Raw genomic sequence first — 25,303 nt, forward strand, 5'->3', positions numbered from 1 at the left:
AATCCACTTAATTTCACTCCGAAGAGATCAATTAAGTTTCATCGTTCGACTTGCATGTGTTATGCACGCCGCCAGCGTTAATCCTGAGCCAGGATCAAACTCTCATAAAAAATTTGTATGAAAGTCTTAGATCAAGACTCTATTCATTTACACTTGACTTAATCAAATGCGTGATTTATATTCTTGTATATCAAGAATCATTACTGTAAAGAAATTTAACTAGGTTATAGTTGTTATTCTTTAAAGTTTTTGTTTTGCTATTTTAAATAGCAACAAAAACCATTGATATTTAATTTGTATGAAATGCCTTAGCATTTCTGGTTCATGTCTCAGCATTTATCGTGCTGACTATTATATAGTACCACAGGTTTTTTATCTTGTCAAGACTTTTTTTCATTTTTTTATGATTTTTTTATCTTGGCGACTAGTTCCTGTCGCACCGACATTTAATACTATAACATCTATTTTTCTATTTGTCAAATTTTTTTTGTATTTTTTTATATTTTCTTTGCAAATTGACTTTATAGCTTGCTTATGGTAATATATTTTTAAATATATTAATAAGTTTATATTGCTTATATAAAGAAGAGTAGCTTATATAGGATGATTAAAGAGAGCTTAGTTGTGGTGAAATAAGTAGATTCCTTTTAAGTGAAGATGGTCTTTTTTGTTAGTTGGTGAATTTTTAGCCAGCTAGGGGTATGCCCCTTACAGCAGATGGTATTGTTTGATACCTACTAAGTCTGTTATCGTGAGATAATAGTAAAATAAGGTGGTAACACGAGTCTTCGTCCTTTGGTCGAAGGCTCTTTTTTTATTATAGGAGGATTTATGCCAGTTATTTTATCCGAAGATTTTATTAAAGAAGAGGTTTTGCAAGAAGAAAATATTTTTGCTATCAATCCAATGAGGGCTAGCAGCCAAGATATAAGACCTCTTAAGATTGCTATTGTCAATCTTATGCCTAATAAGGAGGAAACTGAGATTGATTTGCTTAAGCTTATTTCCGCTCATGCCCTTCAAATTGAGGTTGATTTTATTAGGACTACTACATATGAAAATAAACACGCAGACCTTAATAGGCTTAATAAGCTTTACAAGTCTTATGATGATATTAAAGATACCAAGTATGATGGCATGATTATTACTGGTGCCCCTATTGAAAATATTGATTATAAGGATATTAAATATTGGGATGAGCTTACTAAAATTTTTGATTATGCCAGAGAAAATGTCTATTCTACTATTTTTATCTGCTGGGCTTCTCTTGCTGCCCTTAATTACTTTTATGATGTCGATAGCTTTTCTTTTAATGAAAAACTATGTGGAGTTTATCCTTTTATTAAAACCTGCAATTCAAGGCTTCTTGATGGCTTTGATGACTTATACAATGTTCCCCATTCTCGATATAAAGGAGTTGACCCTAAAGATTTGGACGACATTGATGACTTAGATGTCCTTGCTTCTTCTGCAGAAGTTGGGCTCTGTCTTGCTACAAGTTCCGATAATAGGTTTATTTTTTCACTTGGCCACCTTGAATATAATAAAGATACACTTAATAATGAATACCTAAGGGATCTAGAAAGAGGTCTTAATCCTAATAGACCGGTCAATTATTATTTTGAAGGTACTAATAAGATTAATATGAGTTGGAAATCAGCAGCTTCCTTATTTTTCTCAAATTGGATTAACTATGCTGTTTATCAAAATACACCTTATAGACTTGAGAGTATTGAAGAAAAATCTGTTTCGAAATTTGGTGGATCTTCCCTATCTGATGCCGGTCAGTTTGAAAGAGTTAAGGATATTATCAATAGAAAGGATGATAGGAATGTCATCGTTGTGTCTGCGCCAGGAAAGCGAGACCCTTATGATATTAAGGTTACTGATCTTTTGGTAAAAATTTCTGATTCTAATGAACAAATTAGGGCTCTTGAGGAAAAAATTAAAGAACTCAATAAGGAAATATATATAAAAAGAGAAGAAAAGTACAAAATTAACGATAAGATTAAGGATCGTTTCTATGAAATAATTGATGATTTGAATTTAGACGATTTCCTTAAAAATGAAATTGACCAAAGCCTTGCAGAAGTTGCCTTTTCCTTAAATCGTGATTTCAACCTATCTAGGGGTGAATACTTAAATGCCAAAATCCTCGCAAATTTTTTAGGCTATGACTTTTTCGATGCGAAGGATTTAATTTTCTTTGATGGTGAGGATATTGATATCGAAAGGACCTTTAAGACTATAAGATCCAGAATCAAAGATGGGATGAAGGTCGTTGTTCCTGGTTTTTATGGAAGTAAGGATGGTCAGATTAAAACTTTTAAGAGGGGTGGATCAGATTATACCGGGTCAATTCTTGCCGCTGCCCTTGATTCTTCTGTTTATGAAAACTGGACTGACGTATCTGGTATAATGACAGCTGACCCTAAAAGAGATAAGAATGCCCAAAAAATCGAAAAACTAGATTATAAGGGCTTGCAAAAAATTATTAAGTCCGGTGCTGGAGTCTATCAAGAAGACGCCATTAGGCCTGTTATGAATAAAAATATTACTATTAAAATCCTAAATACCAATAATCCTGACGACTCAGGCACTACTATTAAAGATTAAAAATAAGCTGGAGCTTGCAAATTTTCTCAAGCTCCAGCTTTTATTTTATAATTTATAGTGGTTTTTTAAAATAGATAGATTTTCTTTTATCTCATCCGTTAGGTCATCGTAGGTTAAAAGCTCTTCGATATCTTCCTTAGCCTTGGATAAATTTCCCAAGACAAGGTTGATTTGGATCTTATTATAGGTCATCCTTGGGTCTTGCGGATATTTTTCAAGTCCCTGATTTATGATCTTTATCGCTTCCATTTCTTCTTTATTTAAATATAGGCTTATGGCATAATCATTGTAAAGTTCCCTAAAATCTGCATTTAATTCTAGAGAATTTTCAAAGGCAATTATTGAGTTTTCATATAGGCCCATATTTTGGTAGGCCACACCTAGATAATAATAAGCGTCGGCTCTTTTTACCTTATTTAAGAGCTTGGATAAAATATCAACAGCCTTACTATAATCTGACTTGCCTATAAAATAGAGGCTTTCCTCTATTTCTGCATTGTCGTCAACTGCTTCTATCTTATTTCTAATTTCTTCCTTGGCTAATTCATCCTCGGTTTTCCTGAGAGCATTTTTGTAATATGACCTTGCCTTGATATATTCGCCAAGATTTGCGTAAATATTGCCTAGCTCATAAAAACCTATGGCAAAGTCTTCGTCTTTTCCAATTGCCTTTTGCAAAATCCTTAGAGCCTCTCTTACAAAATCATCATTATATTCGCTATCCTCTTCGTAGGCCTTTGGCCACAAGAGTTTAGCATAGAGATAGGCTGCAAAATTATTTTCTCTTTTCAATAGATAAAAACCTCTTGCTAGAAGTAGGGCCTTGTTAGGATTTGCTTCTTTTACGATCTTATCAGTGGAATAGGCTCCTAAGTCTTTTATATAATTATTTAAGGCCTTTACATAGGCATCTTTATAGACAAAATCAAAGTCAATTGCTAGATTTATAATCATAGTTTCAAAGACTAGATCTAAATTTATATTATTGGCAAAGTCCCCGCTTTTGATCCCCTCTTTCATATCTTCTATATAAATTGGGAGGGATAAGCCAGATAAATCCTCATGCTTAGCGACTTCTTTTAGTTCTATATAGGCTAAATTGTCGTGAAATTTATAAAAATATGCATCTAACTTAGTCATCAAAACCTCTCATGAATTTCCTTTGTCTGTATGGATGTTCGTTTAAATATTTAAACAGATGGCCCCTAAATAGCATAAAGAAGCTGTGAACTAGGGAAATAATCAGGCAGGCAAAGATTTTGTTTGTGCTCATAGCTTGACCAAGACCTAAATATATTGATAATATAAATTCCAATCCTATGAATAGCAAGCTAAAGATGCCGTAGTTTAGGATATTGTTTTTAACAAAAACAATAGATTCACGAATTGCATCTATGCCATACCTATTATTTAGATAAATCTCCTCATAAAGAGCTGATGTGAGGATTTGAATTATAATCCTGACTATAATATTTACCCTCACAGGGAAATTCACTAATAAAAGGCTTGCTACAACATCTAAGATATACATCCAAAACATGGTTTCTATAAGGGGCATGAAGTAATTACCCATGGAGTTTTCTAGAGACTTTTTGCCTGTATTGCCGTATTTTACAACAGATATCAAGCTTTGTAGGATAAAGGATGTAATGATTACCCCTATGAAATAGTGGATTATTCCGCCGATTGTACTTCCAACAGGCCCAAAGCCAAATTCATTATTGTCAAAAATTGTTGATATCATTACAAATATTAAGACAAAATATGATTTGCCTAGCTTTTTGATGGTCTCTCTAAAGGCGATTTTAGTGGTGTGGAAGAAGTCTTTAATTCTTTCCATCTTACATCTTCTCCACAGTCTTTATGCCTAAGATTGCTAGACCTGATTTAATTACTATTGATGTAGCGTAGGTTAGAGCTAGTCTTTCTTCTTTTAATTTTTCATCATCAACCATTATCTTAGATGAATTGTAGAACTTGTTAAAGCTACTTGCTATGTCTGTTAGGTGTCTGGTGATTAGGGATGGTTCGTATTTTTCCTTAGCTTTTATCACAACATCTTCAAATCCAGCAAGTTTTTTAGCAAGGCTAAATTCATCATCGCTGGTGATTTTTTCTATATCAAGCTTTCCTACTTCACTTAGGCCTGCCTTTCTAAGGACAGATTTGGCCCTAGCATAGGTGTATTGTACATAAGGTCCTGTTTCGCCATCAAAGTTTAAGACCTCATCCCAATCAAAGACATAGTCCTTTATCCTGTTATTATATAGCTCTTGGAATTTAACAGCTCCGATTCCGACTACCCTTGCAGTTTCTTCTACATCATCTACTGTGTCTTCCCTATCCTTTATGATTTCTTTGGTCTTATCTATTGCCTTATTTAAAACATCTTCTAAGAATACCACCTGGCCCTTTCTGGTTGAAAGAGTTTGGTCTTTTAGGCTTACCATACCAAATGGGATGTGCTTGCAGTCTTTGGCAAAATCATAGCCCATTAGTTCTAAAATCTTGAATAATTGTTGGAAGTGTAGATTTTGCTGGGTAGCTACTACATATAAGTTCTCGTCAAAGTTATACTCTTTTTTCCTATTTATAGCTGTGGCTATATCACGAGTAACATAAGCAGATGAGCCATTTGACTTGATTATTATTGATGGTGGGAGGTCAAATTGAGATAGGTCTATAATTTGTGCCCCATCTGATTCTACCAGGAGATTTTTCTCCTTTAATTCCTCGATTACCTCTGGGATAAATTCTGAATGGTAGGACTCACCGTTGTAATTATCAAAGTCAATATCTAGAAGCTTATAAACCCTATCAAATTCTTTGAAGGAAATTTCCTTAAACCATGACCAAAGTCTGGTCGCTTCCTCGTCGCCTTCTTCAAGTTTTTTAAATTCCTTGCGAGCTACATCCATCATCTCTTCATTTTCGCTTGCTTCTGTATTATAGCGAACATATAGGTTTAAAAGCTCTTGGATTGGGTGGGCATTTAATTTATCATCATCACCCCAAAGCTTGTAGGCTGCAATCATGGTTCCAAATTGGGTACCATAGTCGCCAATATAGTTTGTAGCAATTGTATTATAGCCTAAAAATTCGTGGATATTTCTAAGAGCATCGCCTATTACAGTTGATCTGATGTGGCCAATGTGGAAGGGTTTAGCTATATTTACTGAAGAAAAATCTATAACTACAGTCTTGCCTTTACCCATGTCAGATTTACCGAAGTCCTCCTTTTTATCTAGAATTGTATTTACGACTTCATTTTGGAATTTTTCCCTATTTAGGAAAAAATTTATATAAGGTCCTATGTTTTTTATCTCAGAAAATTCTTCTATTTCAAGCGAATCTACTAGTTCACCTGCTATTTGGGCTGGATTTTTCCTTAAGGTCTTTGCTAGTTGGAAGCACGGAAAGGAATAATCTCCCATATTTTCTTGGGGTGGAATTTCGATAAGGTTCTTGATTTCTTCAGAGCTTAAACCAATATCTCCTCCCTCTAATTTTTTTGCAATAATTTCTTTAAAATCTTTCATTTATCCTCCTAGGAAAACTTGACTATGGTTACTCCATAACCGCCTTCTTTGTCATCTCCGAACCTGTAAGAAGCAACTCTCTTGTCAGTTTTTAAAATCTCGCTCACTCCCTTGATAAGGGCACCTGTTCCCTTGCCGTGGATTATCTTAGCTTGGGATAGGCCTGCAAGCATAGCATCGTCAAGGTACTTATCTACATTTCTCATGGCCTCGTCATATCTTTGACCCCTTAGGTCAAGGGTAGCTGATATGTGCATGGCTTTTTTAACACTATACACTTTTTCGATGTTTTTCTCAGTTTGCTTATCCTTCTTAATTTTTCTAACGTTTTTGATGTTAGAGTCCATCTTTAGAATTCCCATCTGAAGCTTGATATTGCCCTTGCTATCCGGTGCCTCGATTACCTGTGCTTCTTGGCCAAGACCTTCGACTATTACCATATCACCCACCTTAAGCTCATCTGGTATATCCTTAGATTTCTTAAGTCTTAAGCCCTCTTCCTCATTTGCTATATAAGAATCCTTGTATTTATTTCTAATCTTATTTAGGGACCTGTCTATATCGGATGTATTGGCATTTTTGCTTCTCTTGGCTTCTTTGAGCATGGCCTGGCTTTCTTTATTGGCCTTATCTAAAATCTTATTGGCCGCATCTTCTGCCTTTTTGATGATTTCTTCTTTTTGCTTATCAAGCTCTTTGGACTTATTTCTAAGCTTATCTTTTATAGATTGGATTTCTCTCCTATAATTTTCTATCTGCCTATTTTTAGCCTCTATCTCTGCCTTGTCATCTTCGATTTCTTCTAGGATTTTATTTATGTTTTGAGTATCTTCCCCAATTAAAGATTTGGCCTTAGTTAGGATTTTTTCTGAAAGACCAAGGCGTTTTGAAATCTCAAAGGCATTTGATTTTCCAGGTGTACCTATCTCTAGTTTGTAGGTTGGAGATAGGGTTTCTACATCAAATTCTACAGAAGCATTCATTACCCTATCATTTTCCATGGCATAGTATTTAAGCTCGCTATAGTGGGTTGTAGCAAAGGTCATGACCTCGTTTTCTGTTAGGCTGGAAAGGATTGAAATGGCAAGGGCAGCCCCTTCTATAGGATCTGTTCCTGAACCAATCTCATCTAATAAAACCAAGGAATTGGAAGTCACCTTATTTAATATATCTACAATATTGGTAAGGGATGCTGAAAATGTTGATAGACTCATCTCTATTGACTGTTTATCTCCTATATCTAGAAAAATATCGTCAAAGACATTTACCATAGACCCTTCCTCGGCAGGTATAAAGAGGCCAGTTTGAGCCATAAGGCTTATAAGGCCGACGGTTTTTAAACTTACTGTTTTTCCACCTGTGTTTGGTCCTGTTATTATAAGAGTTGTGTAGTCCCCTCCAATTGCCACATCTATTGGAACAACACGCCCTGGAAGAAGTGGATGACGAGCCTGTTTGATATTTATAATCTTCTGGTCATTTAATCTTGGTATAGAATAATCATTTTCTAGACCGAACTTAGCCTTGGCTTGTAAAAAGTCAATCCTTCCTATGAGCTTTTGATTTTCTAGGATTTCTTGATCAAATTTTTCTGTAAATCTTGATAGCCTATCAAGGATTCTCCTAATTTCAGCCTCTTCCTTAAGCTCTAGATCCTTGTATTGGTTGTTAAGCTCGACAATGGCAGCAGGCTCTATGAAAAGAGTGTTGCCCGAAGCTGACTTATCGTGGACAATGCCATTTATTACAGCTCTCTTATTAGTCTTAATCGGAACTACATACCTACCATCCCTTACAGATACCACCTTATCTTGAAGGGCATCTTCATATCGAGGAGATGTCACATAGGAATTGAGTTTGTTCTTGATTTCAGATTCTTTCCTAGCCTTGGACCTTCTGATATTTAATAGTTCTCTTGAGGCATTGTCTGCAATTTCTTCTTCATTAATAATAGACCTATCTATCTCATCCTTTAGAAATTCATTAGTTGATATCCTATCAAAGATATCTAAAAGATAGGTATCTTCGATATTTTTTCCATAATCTTTGAGGTATTCACTAACTCTTAAAAGACTTAATACCTTAAGCAAATCAGCCGGCTCAAGGATACCATTTCGTCTTACATAGCCAATAATTTCTGTAAAATCATAAAGGCCAAAAATATCTATATTTCCATTTCTTGAAATAATCTTGGCCATGGCGGCAGTTTTTTCTAGTTCATCTTTCAAATAGTCTATATCTGTAGATGGATTTAAATTTAATATTTTATCTTTTGTAATAGAAGAACGAGCCATTTTTGCAAGTCTTTCTAAAATTTTTGGGTATTCTAATACTTCTAAACTTTTTTTCTGCACTAAATAACTCCTCTTTCGTAATTTAACTTATCTGTCTTAATTTTATTCTGGTAGGCTAAGAGGTCCTCATCTGAAAAAACTGACACAAGCATTGATAAGTTAGTATCTAATAAAGATTCATCAAAGCTAGCTAGCCTGTAAGGATAGATTTTTGTAAGGCCATCACGCCTTATAGTTAGCATCCTATCATTATTAGCAGATTTCATCTCTCCTTTACTAAACTTACAGCTTTCACAACCCCTTAGGCCGCATTTTTTGATTGTAGAAAATGGACAATGGACCATATTCATCAGCTCAATCCTGCCAAAGACCAAGGCCTCAATGTCATAGGCTTTGGCATTTTTATTTATAATTTCTAGTTGATTTTCTACAGATGATTCAATTTTTTCTGCAAAGCCTGAGTAAAAATCAAAGGCGTAAGAATTAAGGACATTTAAATATCTGCCTATCCTTATCTTAATATCTTCTTTCTTAAATCTTTCTATAAAGTCAAAATCCCTATAGGAATTAAAGATTACTCCTCTTATAAAATTTCCCTTTATATAGGAAATAAGATCATCTATCTCATAATCCCAGTGAGAATCCAAATCTAAATAAAGAGAAAAATCCTTATATTTTGAGTCGTATTCTTTAATATAAAGATTGTCAAATCCCTTTATAAAATCTGGGCTTATGTCATTTGTCATTAATTCTAGATTTATTTCTGGTTTTTGATTTGAAAGATTTTTAAGAGATGGCTTTTTAATTTCTATCTTTTCTCTCTTATAGGCTCCCCCAATCTTATGACTTAGAGCTCTTATGGCATCTCTTCTAAGCTTATTGATGGTCTTTTTCCTGATGAAGATATTATCGTCTATTTCAATATTTATAGTATTTGCCTTAAAGATCTCATCCTTAAACCTATCAAGGTTTTCTCGTATTGAAGACTCATCTATGGCTATTTTTTGGCTAGGCTCGATAAACTCTTCTGAAAAGACCTCTACCTGGTAATCTTTATAGACTAATTTTAGACTAGCTTTTTCATTTAAGCTTGCCTTAAAATATAGGTCAAGGCCCAGATTTTTATATCTTTCAAGGCCCTTTGCCAAGTCATCCTTGATGGACTCAGCATTTAACATGAGGATATCTGATCCTACTTTGGCATCCCTATACTTATCAAGGATGAATCTTCCGCCCTTTTTTATCTCTTCTGTGATTGTAAGAGGAAGCTTCTTTCCTCTTTCAGTTTGTACTTCTAGATTATCGCCCTTATGAAGGTCAGATTTTGCTAGGAAGGATTTTTTATTTTGGTAAATCTCAACCCTTCCCACAGACCTGTGTTTATTATCAGCTTCTCTTAAGATATAATCAGATTTTTGCCCAAAGATAAAGCCCTTGGTATAGCCCCTATTGGAAATATCCCTTAGCTTTTCTCTATTATAGGATGCTTTTTCAATTTTTTCCTTATAGGCCCTCACACTTGTGTAGACATATTCAGGCGACTTCATCCTGCCTTCAATTTTTAGGCAGTCTATGGATAAGTCCAAAAGTTCGTCAATATTATCAAGGACATTTAAGTCTTTCATATTTAAGAAATAATCATTTGCCAAGACCTTGCCATCAGAAATTAGGTCGTATTTTAACCTACATGGTCCTGCACACCTGCCCCTGTTGGCTGATCTTTCTCCAAAATATGAGCTCATCAGACATTCCCCAGAGTAGGATACGCAAAGGGACCCATGGACAAAAACTTCCTTTTCACAAGGAAGTTTGGCTATTTTTCTAATTTCTTCTATAGGAGTCTCACGGGCTATGACAATTCTCTTAAAACCCATATCCATGAGGGCCTTGGCCCCGTGATAGTCTCTGACAGCCATCTGAGTTGAGGCGTGTAGGTCAAGTCCTGGGACTTGGTCTTTGATGATAGAATAAAAACCAATATCTTGGATCAAAAGCCCGTCTACCCCATATTCATATAATTTTTGGGCATAGTAAAGAGCCTTATCCATCTCAGAATCCTTGATAAGGGTATTCATGGTTACAAAGACCTTTTTATCAAATAAATGTATATAATCAATTATTTCTTCTATATTATCCAGGTTAAAGTTTTCGGCATAGGCTCTTGCCCCAAAGTCATCAAGGGCCAGATAGAAACTATCTGCCCCTGCTGCAAGGCCTGCATAAAGCATATCTATATTACCAACTGGTGCTAAGATTTCTGCTTTTTTCATCAAAGTTTTCCCTTCAATAGTTCATTTTCCTTTGTCAAGTCCATGACTTGTTTCTGCAAAGTCTTCATCTTATCCCTAAGCTTTTTAGAATCTGTCTCTTCCTTGCTAAGCTCTAGGATTTTCTTATCCTTATCTTGCAAAAGTGCTTTAAGTTCTGTATTTTCTGCAGCTGCCTGGTCATACTTTTCCTTATAAGATCCATATTCATTCTTAAAATTGTCATGGTCTTCTTTTAAGGATGGGTATTCATTTATGGCTTCCTTGTTTTCTTCGTAGAATTTTTTGAAAGATTCTTTATCTTTCATATATTCATCCGCAATGTTTAGGCAGGCTAGGACTAGCTGCCTATCAAAAGTGAGCTTATTAGACTTGACGTCCTGAATTTTTTTGTCCACATAAGCTGCTATATTTTCAATATTTTCTTTTGATTCTTTAGTAACAAGCGGATATTTTACTCCATCGATTTTAACTTCAAGTCTTATTTCGCTCACACTTATCTCCTATGCTCTTAATACTATATCTTTATCAGCAAGGTCTTTTAAGATATTTTCTTCTACATCTTTGATATCTTTTTCTTGTAGGGTTCTTTCATTTGACCTGTACCAAACCCTGTAAGATACTGATTTTTTATCATCATCCACACCCTTGCCTGTGTAGATATCAAATAGTTCGATTTTTGAAATCAAACCCCTGCCGTGATCATTCATTGTATCTTCTATTAGCTTGCTTTCAAGGTTTTTGTCTGTTACAAATGAATAGTCTCTTTCAATGGCTGGGAATTTTGCAATTGGCTTGTATTTTTTATTTACAACTCTAGAGTCTTTGATAAGGTCTAGGTTTATCTCTAAAACAATAGCTCCCTTGCTTATATTATACTCATCTCTTACTTCATAAGAAATCTCACCCATGATACCTATTTTTTTGCCATCAAATAATATATCCGCGCACCTACCTTGGTGGAAGGCGTAGGTATCTTCATTAGCCACATATTCAAATCCAGTAAAGCCTGTATTTCTCATTGCTTCTGTGAAGAAATCTTTCATATCATAGAAAGAATAATCCCCATATAGGCCCATTGTTAGGGTTAGGTTTTCTTTTGGAAGTTTATCACTTGTTTTCTCAAAAGTCCTATCAAGTTCGAAAAACCTCATGTCTTTTTGGCCGTACTTGATATTTTTAGCAATAACATCAAGCATATTGGCAATTTGAGTTGTCCTCATTACAGAGAAATCTTCACCAAGTGGATTTATTAGGCTGATATAGTCTCTAAGCTTTGAATCCTTTTCGATGCCTAGTCTGTCGTATTCTCTTGGCGAGATGAAAGAATAGGTTGCAAGTTCTGAGAATTTTTGGCCGACAAGTTTGTGTTTTAAATCATCCTTTAGAAGTCTTAGAGAAGATCTCTCGCCCTTTTTAAGAGAAGAAACTAGTGGCTTAGACTCAATCTTGCCCATGCCGTAAAGTCTTACAACTTCTTCGATTAGGTCTGCTTCTATTGTTATATCATTTCTAAAGTATGGAGCTTTGACCTCAAGAGTATCTTCGTCAATATCTTTAACTTCAAATTCCAAAAGCTCTAAGTTTCTGATTGCTTCTTCCTTAGTAAAGTCAACACCTGTTAGCATATTAAGTCTTGATATTCTAAGCTTAACGACAGGATTACCTGTTTCTTTCTCACCTTCATCATATGAAGATCCTACAATCTCACCGATTCCTAAATCTTCTATGAGTTTCATAACTCTTTTAGAAGCTATATCTGCCATTTCAATGGCAACACCCTTTTCAAATCTTGAGCTTGCTTCACTTCTTAGGTTTAATTTCTTAGAAGTATCTCTAATATTGTCTGCATCAAAGCTTGCTGCTTCTAGGAGGATATTTGTAGTTTCATCTGTTATTTCAGAATCAAAACCTCCCATTATACCTGCTATGCCAATTGCTTCTTTGCCATCAGCTATGACTAACATTGAAGGGTCAAGTTTTCTTTCTGTATCGTCAAGAGTCTTGATTATTTCGCCTTCTTTTGCATCTCTAACTATAATTTTCTTATCAGCTAGCTTATCAAGGTCATAGGCATGGAGTGGTTGACCTGTTTCAAGCATGACGAAGTTTGTTATGTCTACTATATTGTTTATAGGTCTAACTCCTGCAAGCATTAGACAATTTTGTAGCCATTGAGGAGATTTTCCTATCTTTACATTTTTTACAACCCTGGCTGTATATCTTAGGCAAGAATCACTTTCTATGCTAATTCCATTTGCATAAGCTTTGACATCCTCGCCATTGTCTTTATATTCTAGGCTTGGATAGGTGATTTTTTCGCCAAAGCTTGCCGCTGTTTCTCTTGCCATACCCATGATTGATAGGCAGTCAGACCTATTTGGTGTGATTTCATATTCTATTACAGGAGTATTTGAATATAAAACTTCTGCTGCTGGTGTTCCTGGTTTAAATTCGCCAGCTAAAACAATTACACCTTCTCTTAATTCTTTAGGAATTACAGAATCATCATAGCCAAGCTCAGAATAGGCTGTAAGCATACCTTCGCTTACAATCCCAAAAAAGTCGTGATCTTCGATAAGAACTCCATTGTCCATCTTTGTACCAGATGTGATTACTGGAAGGTAGTCACCTACTTTTGTATTTTTTGCATTGGTTATAATTGTGATTGGTTCGTTTTTCCCAACATCTATGGTCAAAACCCTAAGTCTATCAGCATCTGGATGGTCTTTTTGGTCAATAACATGGCCTACCACAATGCCTTCAAGGCCAGATGTGTGGATTGTAACTTCTTCTACGTGAGAACCAGTTTCAGAAAGCCTGTCTGTGACCCTCTTTAAATCTTTATCTATATCTATATATTCTTTTTGCCAAATTAAAGGTACTAACATACTTCCTCCTAAAACTGTTCTATAAATCTCTTGTCATTATCGTAAAGTAGTCTGATGTCATCTAGGCCATATTTGACCATGGCAATCCTGTCTACTCCAAGACCGAAGGCGAAACCTGTGTATTTTTCGCTATCAATCCCACAAGCCTCTAGGACATTTGGGTGAACCATGCCCCCACCTAATAATTCCATTGACCAACCAGTATTACCACAAGCAGGACATCCCTTACCCATACAAGCTGGACAAGTTACATCTACCTCAAGTGATGGTTCTGTGAATGGGAAGTGGTGAGGTCTATATCTTAGCTTCATCTCATCGCCAAACATTTCGTGAATAAAGGTCTCAAGAGTTGCCTTTAAGTTTGCCATTGAGACATTTTCATCTACAACTAGGCACTCTAATTGGTGGAACATTGGTGAATGTGTTGCATCAACTTCATCATTTCTGAAAACTCTGCCTGCTGATACCATCTTGATTGGTAATTTTCCTTCATTCATGACCCTAATTTGCATACTAGAAGTATGAGGGCGAAGTAAAACTTCATCATCTATATAAAAGGTATCAGATGTAGATCTTGCTGGGTGGTTTTTAGGACTATTTAGGTCATCAAATACAAATTTCACTGTATCAACTTCAGGTCCTCCTACCACATCAAAGCCCATGTTTTGAAAAATTGTTTCAAGCTCTTCCATGGTTTGGTTTATAACTGCTAGATGGCCTGACTCATATTTATCAAAATGAGCTGTTACATCTATTTTTTCTTCTTTGATTTTTTCTTTTAATAGTTCATTTTTAATCTTTTCATTAGCCTCTGCCAAAAGATTTTCTATTTCCTTGCTGGCTTGGTTAATTAATTTACCTGCTTGAGGTTTTTCCTCATTTGGTAATTTTGCTATAGATTTTTTAAGATCTGTTATTGTTCCTTTTTTACCAAGGTATTTTACCCTTAGACTTTCAAGAGTTTCTAGATTATCTGCATTTTCTACTTCGACCTTAGCATTTTCTAGAACTTGTTTTAAATTTGCTTCCATTTTTCCTCCAAATAAAAAAAATCCGCCCTACAAAGGACAGATATATACTGCGGTACCACCTTAATTGATTTTTATAAAAAATCCACTCTTAACTTTAACGATAAGTCTACGTCGCAACTACTATTATTTCATCTTGATGTTCATCGGTGAATACCCTAATCGTGACTTAAAAGGCTCTCAACATCCCTTTTTTGCTGTATAAGAATAATTAAAGTCTTTCCGAATCATTACATTAGTCTATTCATTATTATACTAGCAGCAATAGCTGCATTCAAAGATTCTATATCTCCTTCCATTGGGATTTTTACAAAAGTGTCTGTTAGACTTCTTACTTCCTTCCCTAAGCCATTTGCTTCATTGCCTATGGCAAGGATTATATTAGAATCACTTTTATATTCTCTTATATCTAGGCCTGACATATCTGCTGCCAAGAATTTATAGCTATCCTTAAAGTTTGCTATTTCATCATAAGTAAGTTTCACTATATTTAGCCTAAAGACTGATCCCATGGATGCCCTGAGGGCTTTTTCATTGTAGATATCAACACAATCAGGACTTAGGATTATATCGTTAAAGCCAAAGGCTTCTGCAGATCTTATCATGGTGCCGATATTGCCTGGATCGTTGATAGAGTCTAAAAGTAGAACCTTTTTACTTGATATCTTTTTTGGCACAGGCTTTCTTATGACTGCCCCTATGCCATCAGAAGATTTAAGCATGGTTAATTTATTAAAAAGTGCCTTATCAAAAACAAGACTTTTTAGATTTGTCTCATAAGATACATCACTTCTTAAAAAAATAAAATCTATATTAGCAGATGAGCTTATTGCCTCATCTACTAATTTCCTAGATTCTATTATAAATAAATTTTCTTTTTCTCGATATTTTTTATTCTTAAGCCTGTTTATAAGCTTGTAGTTTTGATTTGATACCGACTTTATTATCATTAAGCTTCTTTGTTAGCTAACTCTACTAATTTTGTAAATTCTTCTGGAGCATTTACTGCCATTTCAGCAAGCATCTTTCTGTTGATGTTGATGTTTGCTTTTTTAAGATTGCCCATAAGTTTTGAATAGCTTGTGCCATTGATTCTTGCTGCTGCGTTGATTCTTGCGATCCATAGTTTTCTGAAATCTCTTTTTCTGTGTTTTCTACCAATGTATGCATATGATAGAGATTTCATTACAGCTTGGTTAGCTGTCTTGAATAGAAGGCTTTTGGAACCGTAATAACCCTTTGCTTGTTTTAATACTTTTTTATGTCTTTTCTTTGCATTTACTGCTCTTTTAACTCTTGCCATCTATATCCTCCTATGCACCGATTAATCTTTTTACATTCTTAGCTTCTGAAGCTGAAACTAGTGTACCTTTTCTTAGTCTTCTTTTTCTATTTGGTGATTTCTTAGCTGTTAAGTGGCCTTTGTAAGCCTTTCTTCTCATAACTTTGCCAGAGCCTGTTACTTTAAATCTTTTAGCAGCTGCCCTTTTTGTTTTCATTTTATTTGCCATTATTTTCTCCTTTTTCATCATTTGGTTCTAGAAACATAACAAGTGATCTGCCTTCCATTTTAGGCTTTTTGTCAATCTTGCCGCAACCATCTAGCATACCATTGAACTTCTCCATTAAGTCATAGCCAGGTTCTTTCCTGCCTAATTCCCTACCACGGAATCTAATAGAAACTTTTACTTTATCCCCGTTGTTTAAGAATTTTTTTGTCTGATTTGCCTTAGTTTGCAAGTCGTTATCCTCGATATTTAAAGAGAATCTTGTCTCTTTAAGTTGAGCATTTTTTTGTTTTTTTCTATTCTCTTTATCTTTTTTCTCTTGATCATATTTAAACTTACCATAGTCCATTATCCTTGTTACAGGTGGTTTTGCGTTTGGACTCATTAGTACTAGGTCAAGTCTCTTTTCATCTGCCATATCTTGGGCATCTCTAAGAGAAACTATTCCTATTTGGTTTCCTTGATCATCGATTAGTCTTACTTGACTAGCTCTAATTTCATCATTGATTCTTAAATCTTTTATAGTTATACCTCCAATGTATTGTATAAAAAAAGCGGGCACAAAGTACCCGCATAAATTCTAATAATAAATCTATTAACCTACAAACAAAGTCGGTAGGTGAGTTTGGGTACTTCTTTCTTGTTTACGTATAAATAATACTACTTTATTATTCCTTTGTCAAATTTATTTGATTCTAATATAGAATAAGGCAAAGGCCTTTTCTCCTGAGTAGACTCTTAATACAGATCCAAAGGTATTTTTATGATAAGCTTTAGCACTCTTTATCAAATCACTTGCCTTATCTTCAATCTTTTCAAGAAGACTTTTATCTCCTCCAAAACCTAGGCCCAGGTAATATTCCTTTACTCCCTCAAGGTCTGACCTTACTTTTTTGATGACTTGGTCAATTGCCTTATCTTCCTTTACTCTTAATTTTACTAGGTCAACTTTTCCTTCACTTGCTACCTTTAGCATTGGCTTGATATTTAAAAATTTAACTGCCTTGCCAAGTGGAGCTGATATCCTTCCGCCCTTTACTAAATTTTCTAAAGTATCAACCCAAATATAGGCTGCCTTTTCATCTCTAATCTGATCTAGTCTAGTACAAATTTCTTCAAATGATAGGCCTTCATTTATAAGGTCATCTGCATAATTTACTAACAGTGACTCCATTAGGGAAGCGCTCCTAGAATCTAAAAGATACATATCATCATCTAGGACGTGATTAAAGACATTATGTGTGGTAGAAAGCTTAGATGATACTGAAATTATTATTATCTTTTTATAACCTTTTGCTCTTATTCCTTCTATAATATGGGCACAATCACCTGGTGATGGAGCACTTGATTTAGCGAGATTATCTGGATTATTTTTATTAAACTCGACTACCTCATCGCTTGTTATTTCTATCCCATCTTTTAGATAAGAACCATCTATATTCACATAAAGAGGCAAGATGAAAATATGGTCTTTATTTTTATATTTATCTATTAAGTCAGATGTTGAATCTGTTAGTATTGCAATTTTTTCCACTTTTGTCCCCATTTAATCATTTATATTTTTCATCTCAGCTTTGATTAGGTCAAGTGAATTATAGATATTTTCCATATCTTCTTTACTTAACTTTTCTTCAAGTCTATCCATAACTTCGCTTATGCTTGAGAAGGCTATCTTCTTGTATGTTTTAAACCTATCAGTTAGCCTTAGGATAAATTCCCTTCCATCTTCTTTAGATTGTACTTTTTCTACATACCCCTTTGATACGAGAGTATTTATTTTGTAAGAGATATTTGGTTGGGAAATTCCTAAAATTTTTACTAGCTCATTTACAGTTGGTTTTTCGAGCGAATCGATTATATTAACAACCATCGACTCTGTATAGGTAAGGGTGGCTTCTCTTTTTTCAAAACCAGAATAGATTTTGGTATAAAAATTAATATTTGCCATTGTTATTATGTCTTCAAGAACAGTTTTTTTCATCTAGACCCTCTTTTGTATTTTTTATAATTTAGAATATATCTTTAATAACTATTATCTTATAAAATTCGAAAAAAGGCAAATATTCTATCCCTTATCTCAGCCTATTATCGCTAATACATAGCTATTTCAATCTTTATCTAGTTTTGATAACTAGATAAAATTTAAAATAAATCGTCCTCTCTTAGAAAAAATCATAAGCAAGTTTTAGACATGCATATATGAAATCTCTAATTGTAGGACGATTTTTTATTCTTTTCTAATCAAGGATGAAAAAACCAAAACCAAATAAGCCTGGTCCTGTATTTGCACCAAGAGTAGGAGAGATTTGTTCTTCTATATACAAGCTTGCCCTGTCTATATAATCTTTGAGCAAATCTCTAAGCCTTACTAGGCCTTCTTCATAGCCTCCATGACAAATAAACATGTAATAGTCTTTGGCATTTGCAAGGTACTGATCAGCAATTTTTTCTAATTGCCTAAAGACCTTTTTCTCTCCTCTGACAATTTTTACTATTTCAAAACCACCTTCTGGTTGGCTTGTTTTAACTATTGGCTTTACTGATAAGGCATCACCAATCTTTGCAAATGATTTTGGAACCCTACCGCCAGCGACTATATATTTAAAGGAATCTATGGTAAAAAATACCTTAGAATCGTAAATTTTTGCTGATAATATATCTTTTATTTCCGCAAAAGCTTTGCCATCTTCTATTAACTTTTTGGCATAAATGGCAAATAGACCTTCTGCTAAGGTTAAGTTACCAGTGTTTAAGGCAAAGATATCAAGCCCTTCAATTTCTGCAAGATTTAAGGCATTGAATGTGCCTGAATACTTACTTCCTATGCTTATAGCTATAAGCTTATCATAGCCATCATCCCTAATTTTCTCCAAAAGAGTATGGATATCTCCTGGCGATGGCATGGATGTTTTGGGTAGTGTTTCCTTTGATCTTACCCAATCATAAAATTCATCTGGACTTATATCTAGCCTATCCCTTAAAAATTTACCATCTAAATTTACATATAAGGGTAATAGGTAAAACCCCTCTTTTTCTATTAATTCTAAAGGCAAATCTCCAGCTGAGTCTACCAATATTGCAATTCTTTCCATTATTTCTCCTCGCTCTCATCTATGCTTATTTTTGTATATAGTTTTGTAAATAAGGAGGCAGCAAGGTAATACCAAACCTTGTCACGATGTTCTTTGAAATTCACCTTAATATTTAAGTTCTTATTTGTATTTAGAAAATCCTTTTTAGCGCAGGTAAATATACCTACAAAGTCTTGGTAAGACTCTTTAAAGGCGAAATTTTCGATTTCTATCTCAATTCCCTTTACTATATCCTCAATACTAATTACCTGCTTAAAAATTGTTATAACTATGAGCTGTGCAATAGTCGATCTCATGTATTTTTTATTGACAGGTTTTTCTATGTAATCTAATTTAACATAGTTATTTATCATAGATGATGTAATTACATTTCTATCTACCACACACAAAGGACTTAGGGCCTCTTTTAGATAGTCAAGAAGCTCTCCTTTATATAGGCCATAACTTGGAATTTCACCCCAATTAGGCAATTCTATACTTGCTAATCTTCTTATTTTTTCCATCTTTTTTCCTTATTATACTTCACCTAGCTTTAGAACTAAATAAGCATTCAGTCAACTTCTATTTCGATTTCTTCGTTTAGCTTTCTTATCTGTCTTATATCTAACTCATTATTATTATATTTTTCTTTAAACTCTTTGCTTATAGCTTCTCTCCCACCAATCTTAGTAGGAAAAAATATCTGGCTTTCAGAAACTTTCACTAAGGTGTCCAAATAAGCAAAAGATTTTTCATCCAAAGGATATATCGGCAAGAAAATTATATCAATTTTTTCTTCTTCTAAAATATCTAATAAGTCAAGATAAGAGGATTCATCTATCTCATCTAAATTAATATTCCCCCCATAAAAGATAACCAAAGAGTCTATTCTTATTAAATAAGCAAGGCTAGACTTATCTATACTAAAGCATCTGATCCTAATGTTTTTATCTGCCAGCTTGAAATTTAAAAAATCATGATCTTTTACCAGTTTGACATCTTCCTTATTATATAAATCTTTAAGGTCTTTCATGCCAAGCTCATCCTTATTTAAATAGATTATATTATCCTGATATTTAAGGTCCCTTACAGATTCGCTAAGGACATAGTTTATAGATTTAAGCTTGGCTAGGTTGAAAATCTCTGTTGTATAAGAATTTTCATCATTCTTCGTCACAAAAAACAAGCTATGTTTTGTTTCTGGTATATCTAAGATACCCCTTGCATAATCAAATACAAGGAATAAATCTCCATATTCCAAGCTATAGCAGGAATCATATATATAATTTGCATAAACTTTTTCGCTCATCTTAACTCCTTCATATAGAAATTTATACCCATTTTTTATATATTTAAAGTATAATTCTTCTGAGGTGATTATTATCAAAAAAGAAATTAAAACAAATGCAATGAGATTTTTAGATAAGAAAAAAATACCCTATGAACATATAGACTATGAATTAGACCACGAATTTGTTTCTGCAACTGATTTAGCAGCAGAAAATGGAACTGACATAGCAACAGTCTTTAAGACCCTAGCTTGCGAGTCTAAAAATGGTGATATATACATCCTTGTCATAAATGGAGGAGATGAAATAGACTTTAAGAAGGCTGCTAAGGAAATTGGTGTCAAGTCCCTTTCTATGCTTCATCTTAAGGATTTAAAAAATACCGTGGGCTATGAAAGAGGAGCCACTACTCCCCTTGCTCTTAAGAAAAATTTCCCAGTCTTTATTGACAAGAAGGCCAAAGACCTTGAATTTATAAAAGTATCTGCAGGCAAGGTTGGTCACAGCCTTAAGCTAAAGCCAGATGATTTAATAAATGCAAGCTCTGGCAAGTATGCCGATTTAATCCAATGTTCCTAGAAAAATTTACAGGAGAAAGGATTGAAAGATTTGAATTTGGCTCTGATTATTCCCTTAATCCCATAGAGATAAGCGTAAATAAAAGCCAAAAGTCATCTGCCTTTAGGATTTCTTTTTCAAATGATGAAAATAATGAAAAATTAAGGCTCCTTGCCATTCTTTCTCCAATTTTCATCGCTTCTTTTGATAATGGGGCTTATGAACTTGAGTATCTAAAGGATTCTATAGCAAATTCTTCCTATGAATTTGGACTTTATCCACATTTTTTTAAAAATTTCCAAAAGTCCCAATATTTTAAAGATGATAGGTCGGAAGATGATATTTACTTATCTGAGAGTGGCCTTATTTATTTTTCCTTTAATGACCTTGATGAAAAATATCTACCAAGCCTTGCCTGCCTTATTAATGAACTTATTATAAATGATGATAATAGGAAGGAGCTTTTGGCTTATTTTAAAGAAATAAGGGATGATATCGTCATAAATGGCAGAAGGTCAATCCTTGCTAATGGTATCCAGGCCTTTTACCTAAGCAAATATGTGGTGGTTTGGATGCTTGATCTAATCTCATTTATTAAAGAAAAAAATCCAGGAGCCTTTAAATATCTCTTGCCTATTTATAAGCTAGCAAGTAATTTAAAGACTCCAAGAAATCTTAAATAGAATCTATCAAATCTTCATAAGACTTAAAAGATAAATATTTTGGTGCTACATCTAAGACAGTGATAGCACCTTTTTTGCCTTCTTTTTTTAGAGCATAAGCCGCCCTAGCGTAGGCTATATCACAAGCTGCTGTAAAGTCTGGGTTGTTTTTTAAATCTAGGCTAAATTCTATTACAGACCTAGTAGATCCTGAAGCCATTCCATTTCTAAATACATAACCACCATGGACTATTTCTTTGTGGTCTTTATTTAATTCTTCTTCGCTTATAAAGTGAACTATAGTTTCATATCCTACAAAATAATCTGGCATGGTCTTTATGGCCTCTTCGATTTTGCCCTTATCAGCATTTTCTTCAGCAACTACAAAAACCTCTCTTAAGTGAGCCTTGTGAGGGTCAAATTCAATTTGCTCACCTTTTCTAACTCTTTCTAGGACTGCATCCCTTGGTATGGTGTATTGGGTGGCATCTATTACCCCATCAATTGCCCTGCAAGCAGCTGAATGGCCTTGGCTTACGCCCTTGCCCCAAAATGTATAAGTTGCACCTTGTGGGAGGATTGCCTGGCCTATTAGCCTTTGGATAGAAAATAGTCCTGGGTCCCAACCTGTAGAAATTAAGGCAAGCTTATTAGCTTTCTTGCCTATTTCATCCATTATATGATAATATTCTTTAATCTTTGCGTGATTATCAAAAGAATCTAGGGTATTGAAATTTTCTAAAAGCTTCGGACCTTGGGCCATAATGTCCTTATCTGATGACCCGCAAAGGATTAAAAGATCAACATCTTCCTTATAAGCTAAAATATTATCTAAAGACTCATAAGATTCGTGGTCTAATTTTCTCCTCGAAAATATCTTCACAAGATCCATGTCAAGGCTTTCTTTTATTGCTTTTTCTACTGATTTTCCTAAATTCCCGTAACCAACTATTCCTATCTTAATCATCAATACCTCTTATTACATCTTTAAAATCATATCTTCCCGGATTCTTTCCAGCTATGAAGCTTGCGGCCTTAAGAGCCCCTATGGCAAAGATTTTTTTAGACCCTGCCTGGTGTTTTACTTCTAAGACCTCATCGACTCCAGCAAATATTAGCCTATGCTCACCTACAATTGTTCCAGCCCTTACTGATAAAATACCAACATCTGTAGGCTTTCTTTCATCATCATGGGTCATAGCTCTCATGACCTTGTTAAGCTTATTATCTTTTGCAGAATTTACAGCATCGAAGATCATATTGGCCGTGCCTGATGGGTTGTCTTTTTTCTTGTTGTGGTGACTTTCTACTATTTCTATGTCAAAGTCACTTAGGCCCTTGGCTAAAAGCCTTGCAGCTTCTAGCATAATATTTATGCCAAGGGAATAATTCCCCTCTTGCATAAAGGCTATTTTAGCTGAAAGACCATTAATTTTTGCCAAGTCTTCGTCTGTATAGCCTGTTGTAGCAAAGATTACAGGAATTTCCCTAGAACTTGCATAAGAAATAATATCATCTAGGAGAGCCCTATTTGAAAAATCTATTATGACATCCGCCTTTGCTTCTACTTTTGAAAAATCATCATAGATTGGAAAGTCGCTGCCCCCATCACAATCCTTATCTATTCCGGCAATAATCTTATAATTATCATTTTCCCTTACCACTTCTGCTAAGGTCCTTCCCATGGCTCCCTTGGCACCTACTAATAAAATATTTAACATAGGCCAAACTCCTTTAATTTTTCTTTTAAAATCACTTCTGTGTTGGTATTTGCAGGTGTTAAAGGTAGTCTAAGAGTATTTTGGCAAAGGCCCATCATTGCTGCTGCAGCCTTAACTGGAACTGGATTTACTTCTATAAATAAATCTTTTATTAGATCTATGTATTTTAGATGAAGCTTAGTTGCATGGTCAGTTTGTCCAGCCTTAAAAAGTTCGTAAATTTCGTGGTTTTCTTTTGGTAAAATATTTGCAAGTACCGATATTGATCCATCTATACCTAGGGCAAGCATTGGCAAGGTCAAGTCATCATTTCCTGAATAGACCGCAAAGTCTTTTGGCTTATGGGCTAAAAGCTTCGCTGTATAAGCTAAATCTCCTGTAGCATCCTTTATTCCAACTATATTTTCAATTTGCGCAAGCCTTAATGTAGTATCAAGGTCGATATTTACATTTGTCCTTGACGGAACATTATAAAGAATAATTGGCTTAGACGAATTCTTTGCTATATAGGCAAAGTGCTCGTAAAGGCCTTCTTTTGTGGCCTTATTATAGTAAGGAGTCACTACTAGCAAGCCATCCACTCCTTCTATTTTGCCGACCTTTTTGCTAAAGGCTGCCGTAGAGTAGGTGTCATTTGAACCTGTGCCCGCAATTATCGGCATCCTTCCATCAATTTTTTCTACCGTATATTTAATTAGTCTTATCTTCTCATCTTCTGTCATAGTTGTGGCTTCACCAGTGGTTCCGCACACAACTAGGGCATCAGTAGAATTTTCTAGATGAAAGTCTAAGATTTTGTCATAGGCCTTATAATCCACATCAAAATTTTCATCAAATGGCGTTATTACCGCTACTGCAGAGCCTGTAAATATCATCACATATCCTCCACTAAAAGTTCAGATATCTCTATTGCATTTAGAGCAGCTCCCTTTCTAATATTATCGGCAACTGTCCATAGGTTTAGAGATCTTTCACAAGAATAATCTTCTCTAATCCTACCCACAAAAACTTCGTCCTTGCCTGAAACAAAGGCTGGCATTGGGTAGATTTCTTCTTTGATATCATCTTCTAAAATTACTCCTGGTGTAGCTTTGATTGTCTGTCTAATCTCATCAAGAGTGAAGTCTTTTTTAAGTTTAAGGTTAATTGATACACCGTGAGAATTGCTTACAGGTACCCTTATGGCTGTAGCTGTGATTTTTAGATCCTGATCATCTAGGATTTTCCTAGTTTCATCGATCATTTTCATCTCTTCTTTGGTGTAGCCATTATCTAAAAATACATCGATTTGAGGTAGAACATTGTCATAAATCTTATATTTCCAGTGGTCATTTTTCTTTTCATAGAGGTCTTCAAGGGCCCTTTCCCCACCACCGGATACGGCTTGGTAGGTGTTATAGATTATTCTTTCAATTCCAAAATCTTTGTGAATTTTTGAAATAGCAAGGACTGATTGGATTGTAGAACAATTTGGGTTTGCTATTAGCATATCATCTTCCTTGATATCATCAGAATTTACCTCAGGAATTACCAATGGTACATTTTTGTCCATCCTGAAAAATGAAGAGTTATCTACGACTTTTATATTGTTTTTGATTGCAAGTGGTATGTATTTTTCAGAAACTGATCCACCTGCTGCAAATAGGGCTATATCGATTCCCCTGCCATCAAAGGAGTCTTCTTTGAGCTCTTCAATTATTACTTCCCTACCTGCGTATTCAATTTTTGTTCCTGCTGATTTTTTGGAAGCGAAGGCAAAGAGTTTTTCTACTGGGAAATTCCTTTCTTCAAGGATTTCCCTAATCTTTCTACCAACTAAGCCACTTGCACCAACTACCGCTACATTTACTTTTCTCATT

The 25,303-nt window shown here is 34.7% G+C and carries 24 protein-coding genes and 1 rRNA gene; 3 read left to right on the plus strand and 22 right to left on the minus strand.

Going from position 1 to position 25,303, the window contains the following annotated elements; genetic code table 11:
- A 16S ribosomal RNA gene (locus NH286_RS07010) occupies positions 1-110 on the minus strand; the annotation flags it as partial.
- 721 nt (positions 111-831) lie between these two features.
- Between NH286_RS07010 and NH286_RS07015 the strand changes: the two genes are divergently transcribed.
- Positions 832-2,616: a homoserine O-acetyltransferase/O-succinyltransferase family protein gene (locus tag NH286_RS07015; protein ID WP_265237834.1), complete on the plus strand. Its 1,785-nt coding sequence runs from the start codon at positions 832-834 to the stop codon at positions 2,614-2,616.
- A 45-nt stretch (positions 2,617-2,661) separates the two neighbouring features.
- Here NH286_RS07015 and NH286_RS07020 read toward each other — a convergent pair whose 3' ends face one another.
- The 17 genes from NH286_RS07020 to NH286_RS07100 form a co-directional block, all read right to left on the minus strand.
- Positions 2,662-3,756, minus strand: coding sequence for a tetratricopeptide repeat protein (locus NH286_RS07020; RefSeq protein ID WP_265237836.1), 1,095 nt, complete (start codon positions 3,754-3,756; stop codon positions 2,662-2,664).
- Positions 3,749-4,456 carry a hypothetical protein gene (locus tag NH286_RS07025; protein WP_265237838.1) on the minus strand — a complete coding sequence of 236 codons (708 nt, stop codon included), beginning with the start codon at positions 4,454-4,456 and terminating at the stop codon, positions 3,749-3,751. Before NH286_RS07025 ends, NH286_RS07020 begins: the two co-directional genes overlap by 8 nt.
- A 1-nt stretch (position 4,457) precedes the next feature.
- Entirely contained in the window at positions 4,458-6,155 is a 1,698-nt protein-coding gene (argS, locus tag NH286_RS07030) for an arginine--tRNA ligase (RefSeq protein WP_265237840.1), read from the minus strand.
- Between the two features lie 8 nt (positions 6,156-6,163).
- Positions 6,164-8,509, minus strand: a complete 2,346-nt coding sequence (locus NH286_RS07035; RefSeq protein ID WP_265237842.1) for an endonuclease MutS2 — start codon at positions 8,507-8,509, stop codon at positions 6,164-6,166.
- Positions 8,509-10,719, minus strand: a complete 2,211-nt coding sequence (locus NH286_RS07040; RefSeq protein WP_265237844.1) for a peptidase U32 family protein — start codon at positions 10,717-10,719, stop codon at positions 8,509-8,511. The genes NH286_RS07035 and NH286_RS07040 overlap by 1 nt, the downstream gene beginning before the upstream one ends.
- Complete coding sequence (locus NH286_RS07045; RefSeq protein WP_265237846.1) at positions 10,719-11,210, minus strand: cell division protein ZapA; 492 nt, start codon at positions 11,208-11,210, stop codon at positions 10,719-10,721. The genes NH286_RS07040 and NH286_RS07045 overlap by 1 nt, the downstream gene beginning before the upstream one ends.
- A 9-nt stretch (positions 11,211-11,219) precedes the next feature.
- Positions 11,220-13,607 carry a phenylalanine--tRNA ligase subunit beta gene (gene pheT / locus NH286_RS07050; RefSeq protein ID WP_265237848.1) on the minus strand — a complete coding sequence of 796 codons (2,388 nt, stop codon included), beginning with the start codon at positions 13,605-13,607 and terminating at the stop codon, positions 11,220-11,222.
- An 8-nt stretch (positions 13,608-13,615) separates the two neighbouring features.
- On the minus strand, positions 13,616-14,638 hold the full coding sequence (pheS, locus tag NH286_RS07055; RefSeq protein WP_265237850.1) for a phenylalanine--tRNA ligase subunit alpha: 1,023 nt from the start codon (positions 14,636-14,638) through the stop codon (positions 13,616-13,618).
- Positions 14,639-14,865: 227 nt separating this feature from the next.
- Positions 14,866-15,585 carry a TrmH family RNA methyltransferase gene (locus tag NH286_RS07060; protein WP_265237852.1) on the minus strand — a complete coding sequence of 240 codons (720 nt, stop codon included), beginning with the start codon at positions 15,583-15,585 and terminating at the stop codon, positions 14,866-14,868.
- Entirely contained in the window at positions 15,585-15,938 is a 354-nt protein-coding gene (rplT, locus tag NH286_RS07065) for a 50S ribosomal protein L20 (protein WP_265237854.1), read from the minus strand. The genes NH286_RS07060 and rplT overlap by 1 nt, the downstream gene beginning before the upstream one ends.
- A 10-nt stretch (positions 15,939-15,948) precedes the next feature.
- Positions 15,949-16,146: a 50S ribosomal protein L35 gene (rpmI, locus tag NH286_RS07070; protein ID WP_106460767.1), complete on the minus strand. Its 198-nt coding sequence runs from the start codon at positions 16,144-16,146 to the stop codon at positions 15,949-15,951.
- Positions 16,136-16,705: a translation initiation factor IF-3 gene (gene infC, locus NH286_RS07075; protein ID WP_106460768.1), complete on the minus strand. Its 570-nt coding sequence runs from the start codon at positions 16,703-16,705 to the stop codon at positions 16,136-16,138. Before infC ends, rpmI begins: the two co-directional genes overlap by 11 nt.
- 123 nt (positions 16,706-16,828) lie before the next feature.
- A complete protein-coding gene (locus NH286_RS07080) occupies positions 16,829-17,677 on the minus strand; it encodes a DegV family protein (RefSeq protein ID WP_265237857.1) in 849 nt (282 codons plus the stop codon).
- A gap of 12 nt (positions 17,678-17,689) precedes the next feature.
- A complete protein-coding gene (locus NH286_RS07085) occupies positions 17,690-18,124 on the minus strand; it encodes a MarR family winged helix-turn-helix transcriptional regulator (protein ID WP_265237860.1) in 435 nt (144 codons plus the stop codon).
- A gap of 256 nt (positions 18,125-18,380) precedes the next feature.
- The gene (locus NH286_RS07090; protein WP_265237862.1) at positions 18,381-19,235 is read right to left on the minus strand and encodes a DegV family protein; all 855 of its coding nucleotides are present in this window, start codon (positions 19,233-19,235) and stop codon (positions 18,381-18,383) included.
- On the minus strand, positions 19,235-19,738 hold the full coding sequence (locus NH286_RS07095) for a DUF1836 domain-containing protein (protein WP_265237864.1): 504 nt from the start codon (positions 19,736-19,738) through the stop codon (positions 19,235-19,237). Before NH286_RS07095 ends, NH286_RS07090 begins: the two co-directional genes overlap by 1 nt.
- Before the next feature lie 47 nt (positions 19,739-19,785).
- Positions 19,786-20,523, minus strand: a complete 738-nt coding sequence (locus tag NH286_RS07100; RefSeq protein WP_265237866.1) for a hypothetical protein — start codon at positions 20,521-20,523, stop codon at positions 19,786-19,788.
- A 100-nt stretch (positions 20,524-20,623) separates the two neighbouring features.
- On the opposite strand from NH286_RS07100, the gene NH286_RS07105 reads away from it, so the two are divergent.
- Positions 20,624-21,082: an aminoacyl-tRNA deacylase gene (locus NH286_RS07105; RefSeq protein ID WP_265237867.1), complete on the plus strand. Its 459-nt coding sequence runs from the start codon at positions 20,624-20,626 to the stop codon at positions 21,080-21,082.
- Complete coding sequence (locus NH286_RS07110) at positions 21,073-21,744, plus strand: hypothetical protein (protein WP_234025838.1); 672 nt, start codon at positions 21,073-21,075, stop codon at positions 21,742-21,744. The genes NH286_RS07105 and NH286_RS07110 overlap by 10 nt, the downstream gene beginning before the upstream one ends.
- Here the strand turns inward: NH286_RS07110 and NH286_RS07115 are convergent.
- From NH286_RS07115 to NH286_RS07130, 4 genes are read right to left on the minus strand one after another with little or no spacing between them, the layout of a single operon-like run.
- The gene (locus tag NH286_RS07115) at positions 21,737-22,690 is read right to left on the minus strand and encodes a diaminopimelate dehydrogenase (RefSeq protein ID WP_265237868.1); all 954 of its coding nucleotides are present in this window, start codon (positions 22,688-22,690) and stop codon (positions 21,737-21,739) included. The genes NH286_RS07110 and NH286_RS07115 overlap by 8 nt on opposite strands.
- Entirely contained in the window at positions 22,683-23,444 is a 762-nt protein-coding gene (dapB, locus tag NH286_RS07120) for a 4-hydroxy-tetrahydrodipicolinate reductase (protein WP_106460776.1), read from the minus strand. The genes NH286_RS07115 and dapB overlap by 8 nt, the downstream gene beginning before the upstream one ends.
- A complete protein-coding gene (gene dapA, locus NH286_RS07125) occupies positions 23,438-24,319 on the minus strand; it encodes a 4-hydroxy-tetrahydrodipicolinate synthase (RefSeq protein WP_106460777.1) in 882 nt (293 codons plus the stop codon). The genes dapB and dapA overlap by 7 nt, the downstream gene beginning before the upstream one ends.
- Positions 24,319-25,302: an aspartate-semialdehyde dehydrogenase gene (locus NH286_RS07130; protein ID WP_265237869.1), complete on the minus strand. Its 984-nt coding sequence runs from the start codon at positions 25,300-25,302 to the stop codon at positions 24,319-24,321. The genes dapA and NH286_RS07130 overlap by 1 nt, the downstream gene beginning before the upstream one ends.
- Between the last annotated feature and the right edge of the window lies 1 nt (position 25,303).

Origin of the sequence: Anaerococcus sp. NML200574 (genome assembly GCF_026131665.1) — a bacterium.
Lineage (GTDB): Bacteria > Bacillota > Clostridia > Tissierellales > Peptoniphilaceae > Anaerococcus > Anaerococcus kampingae.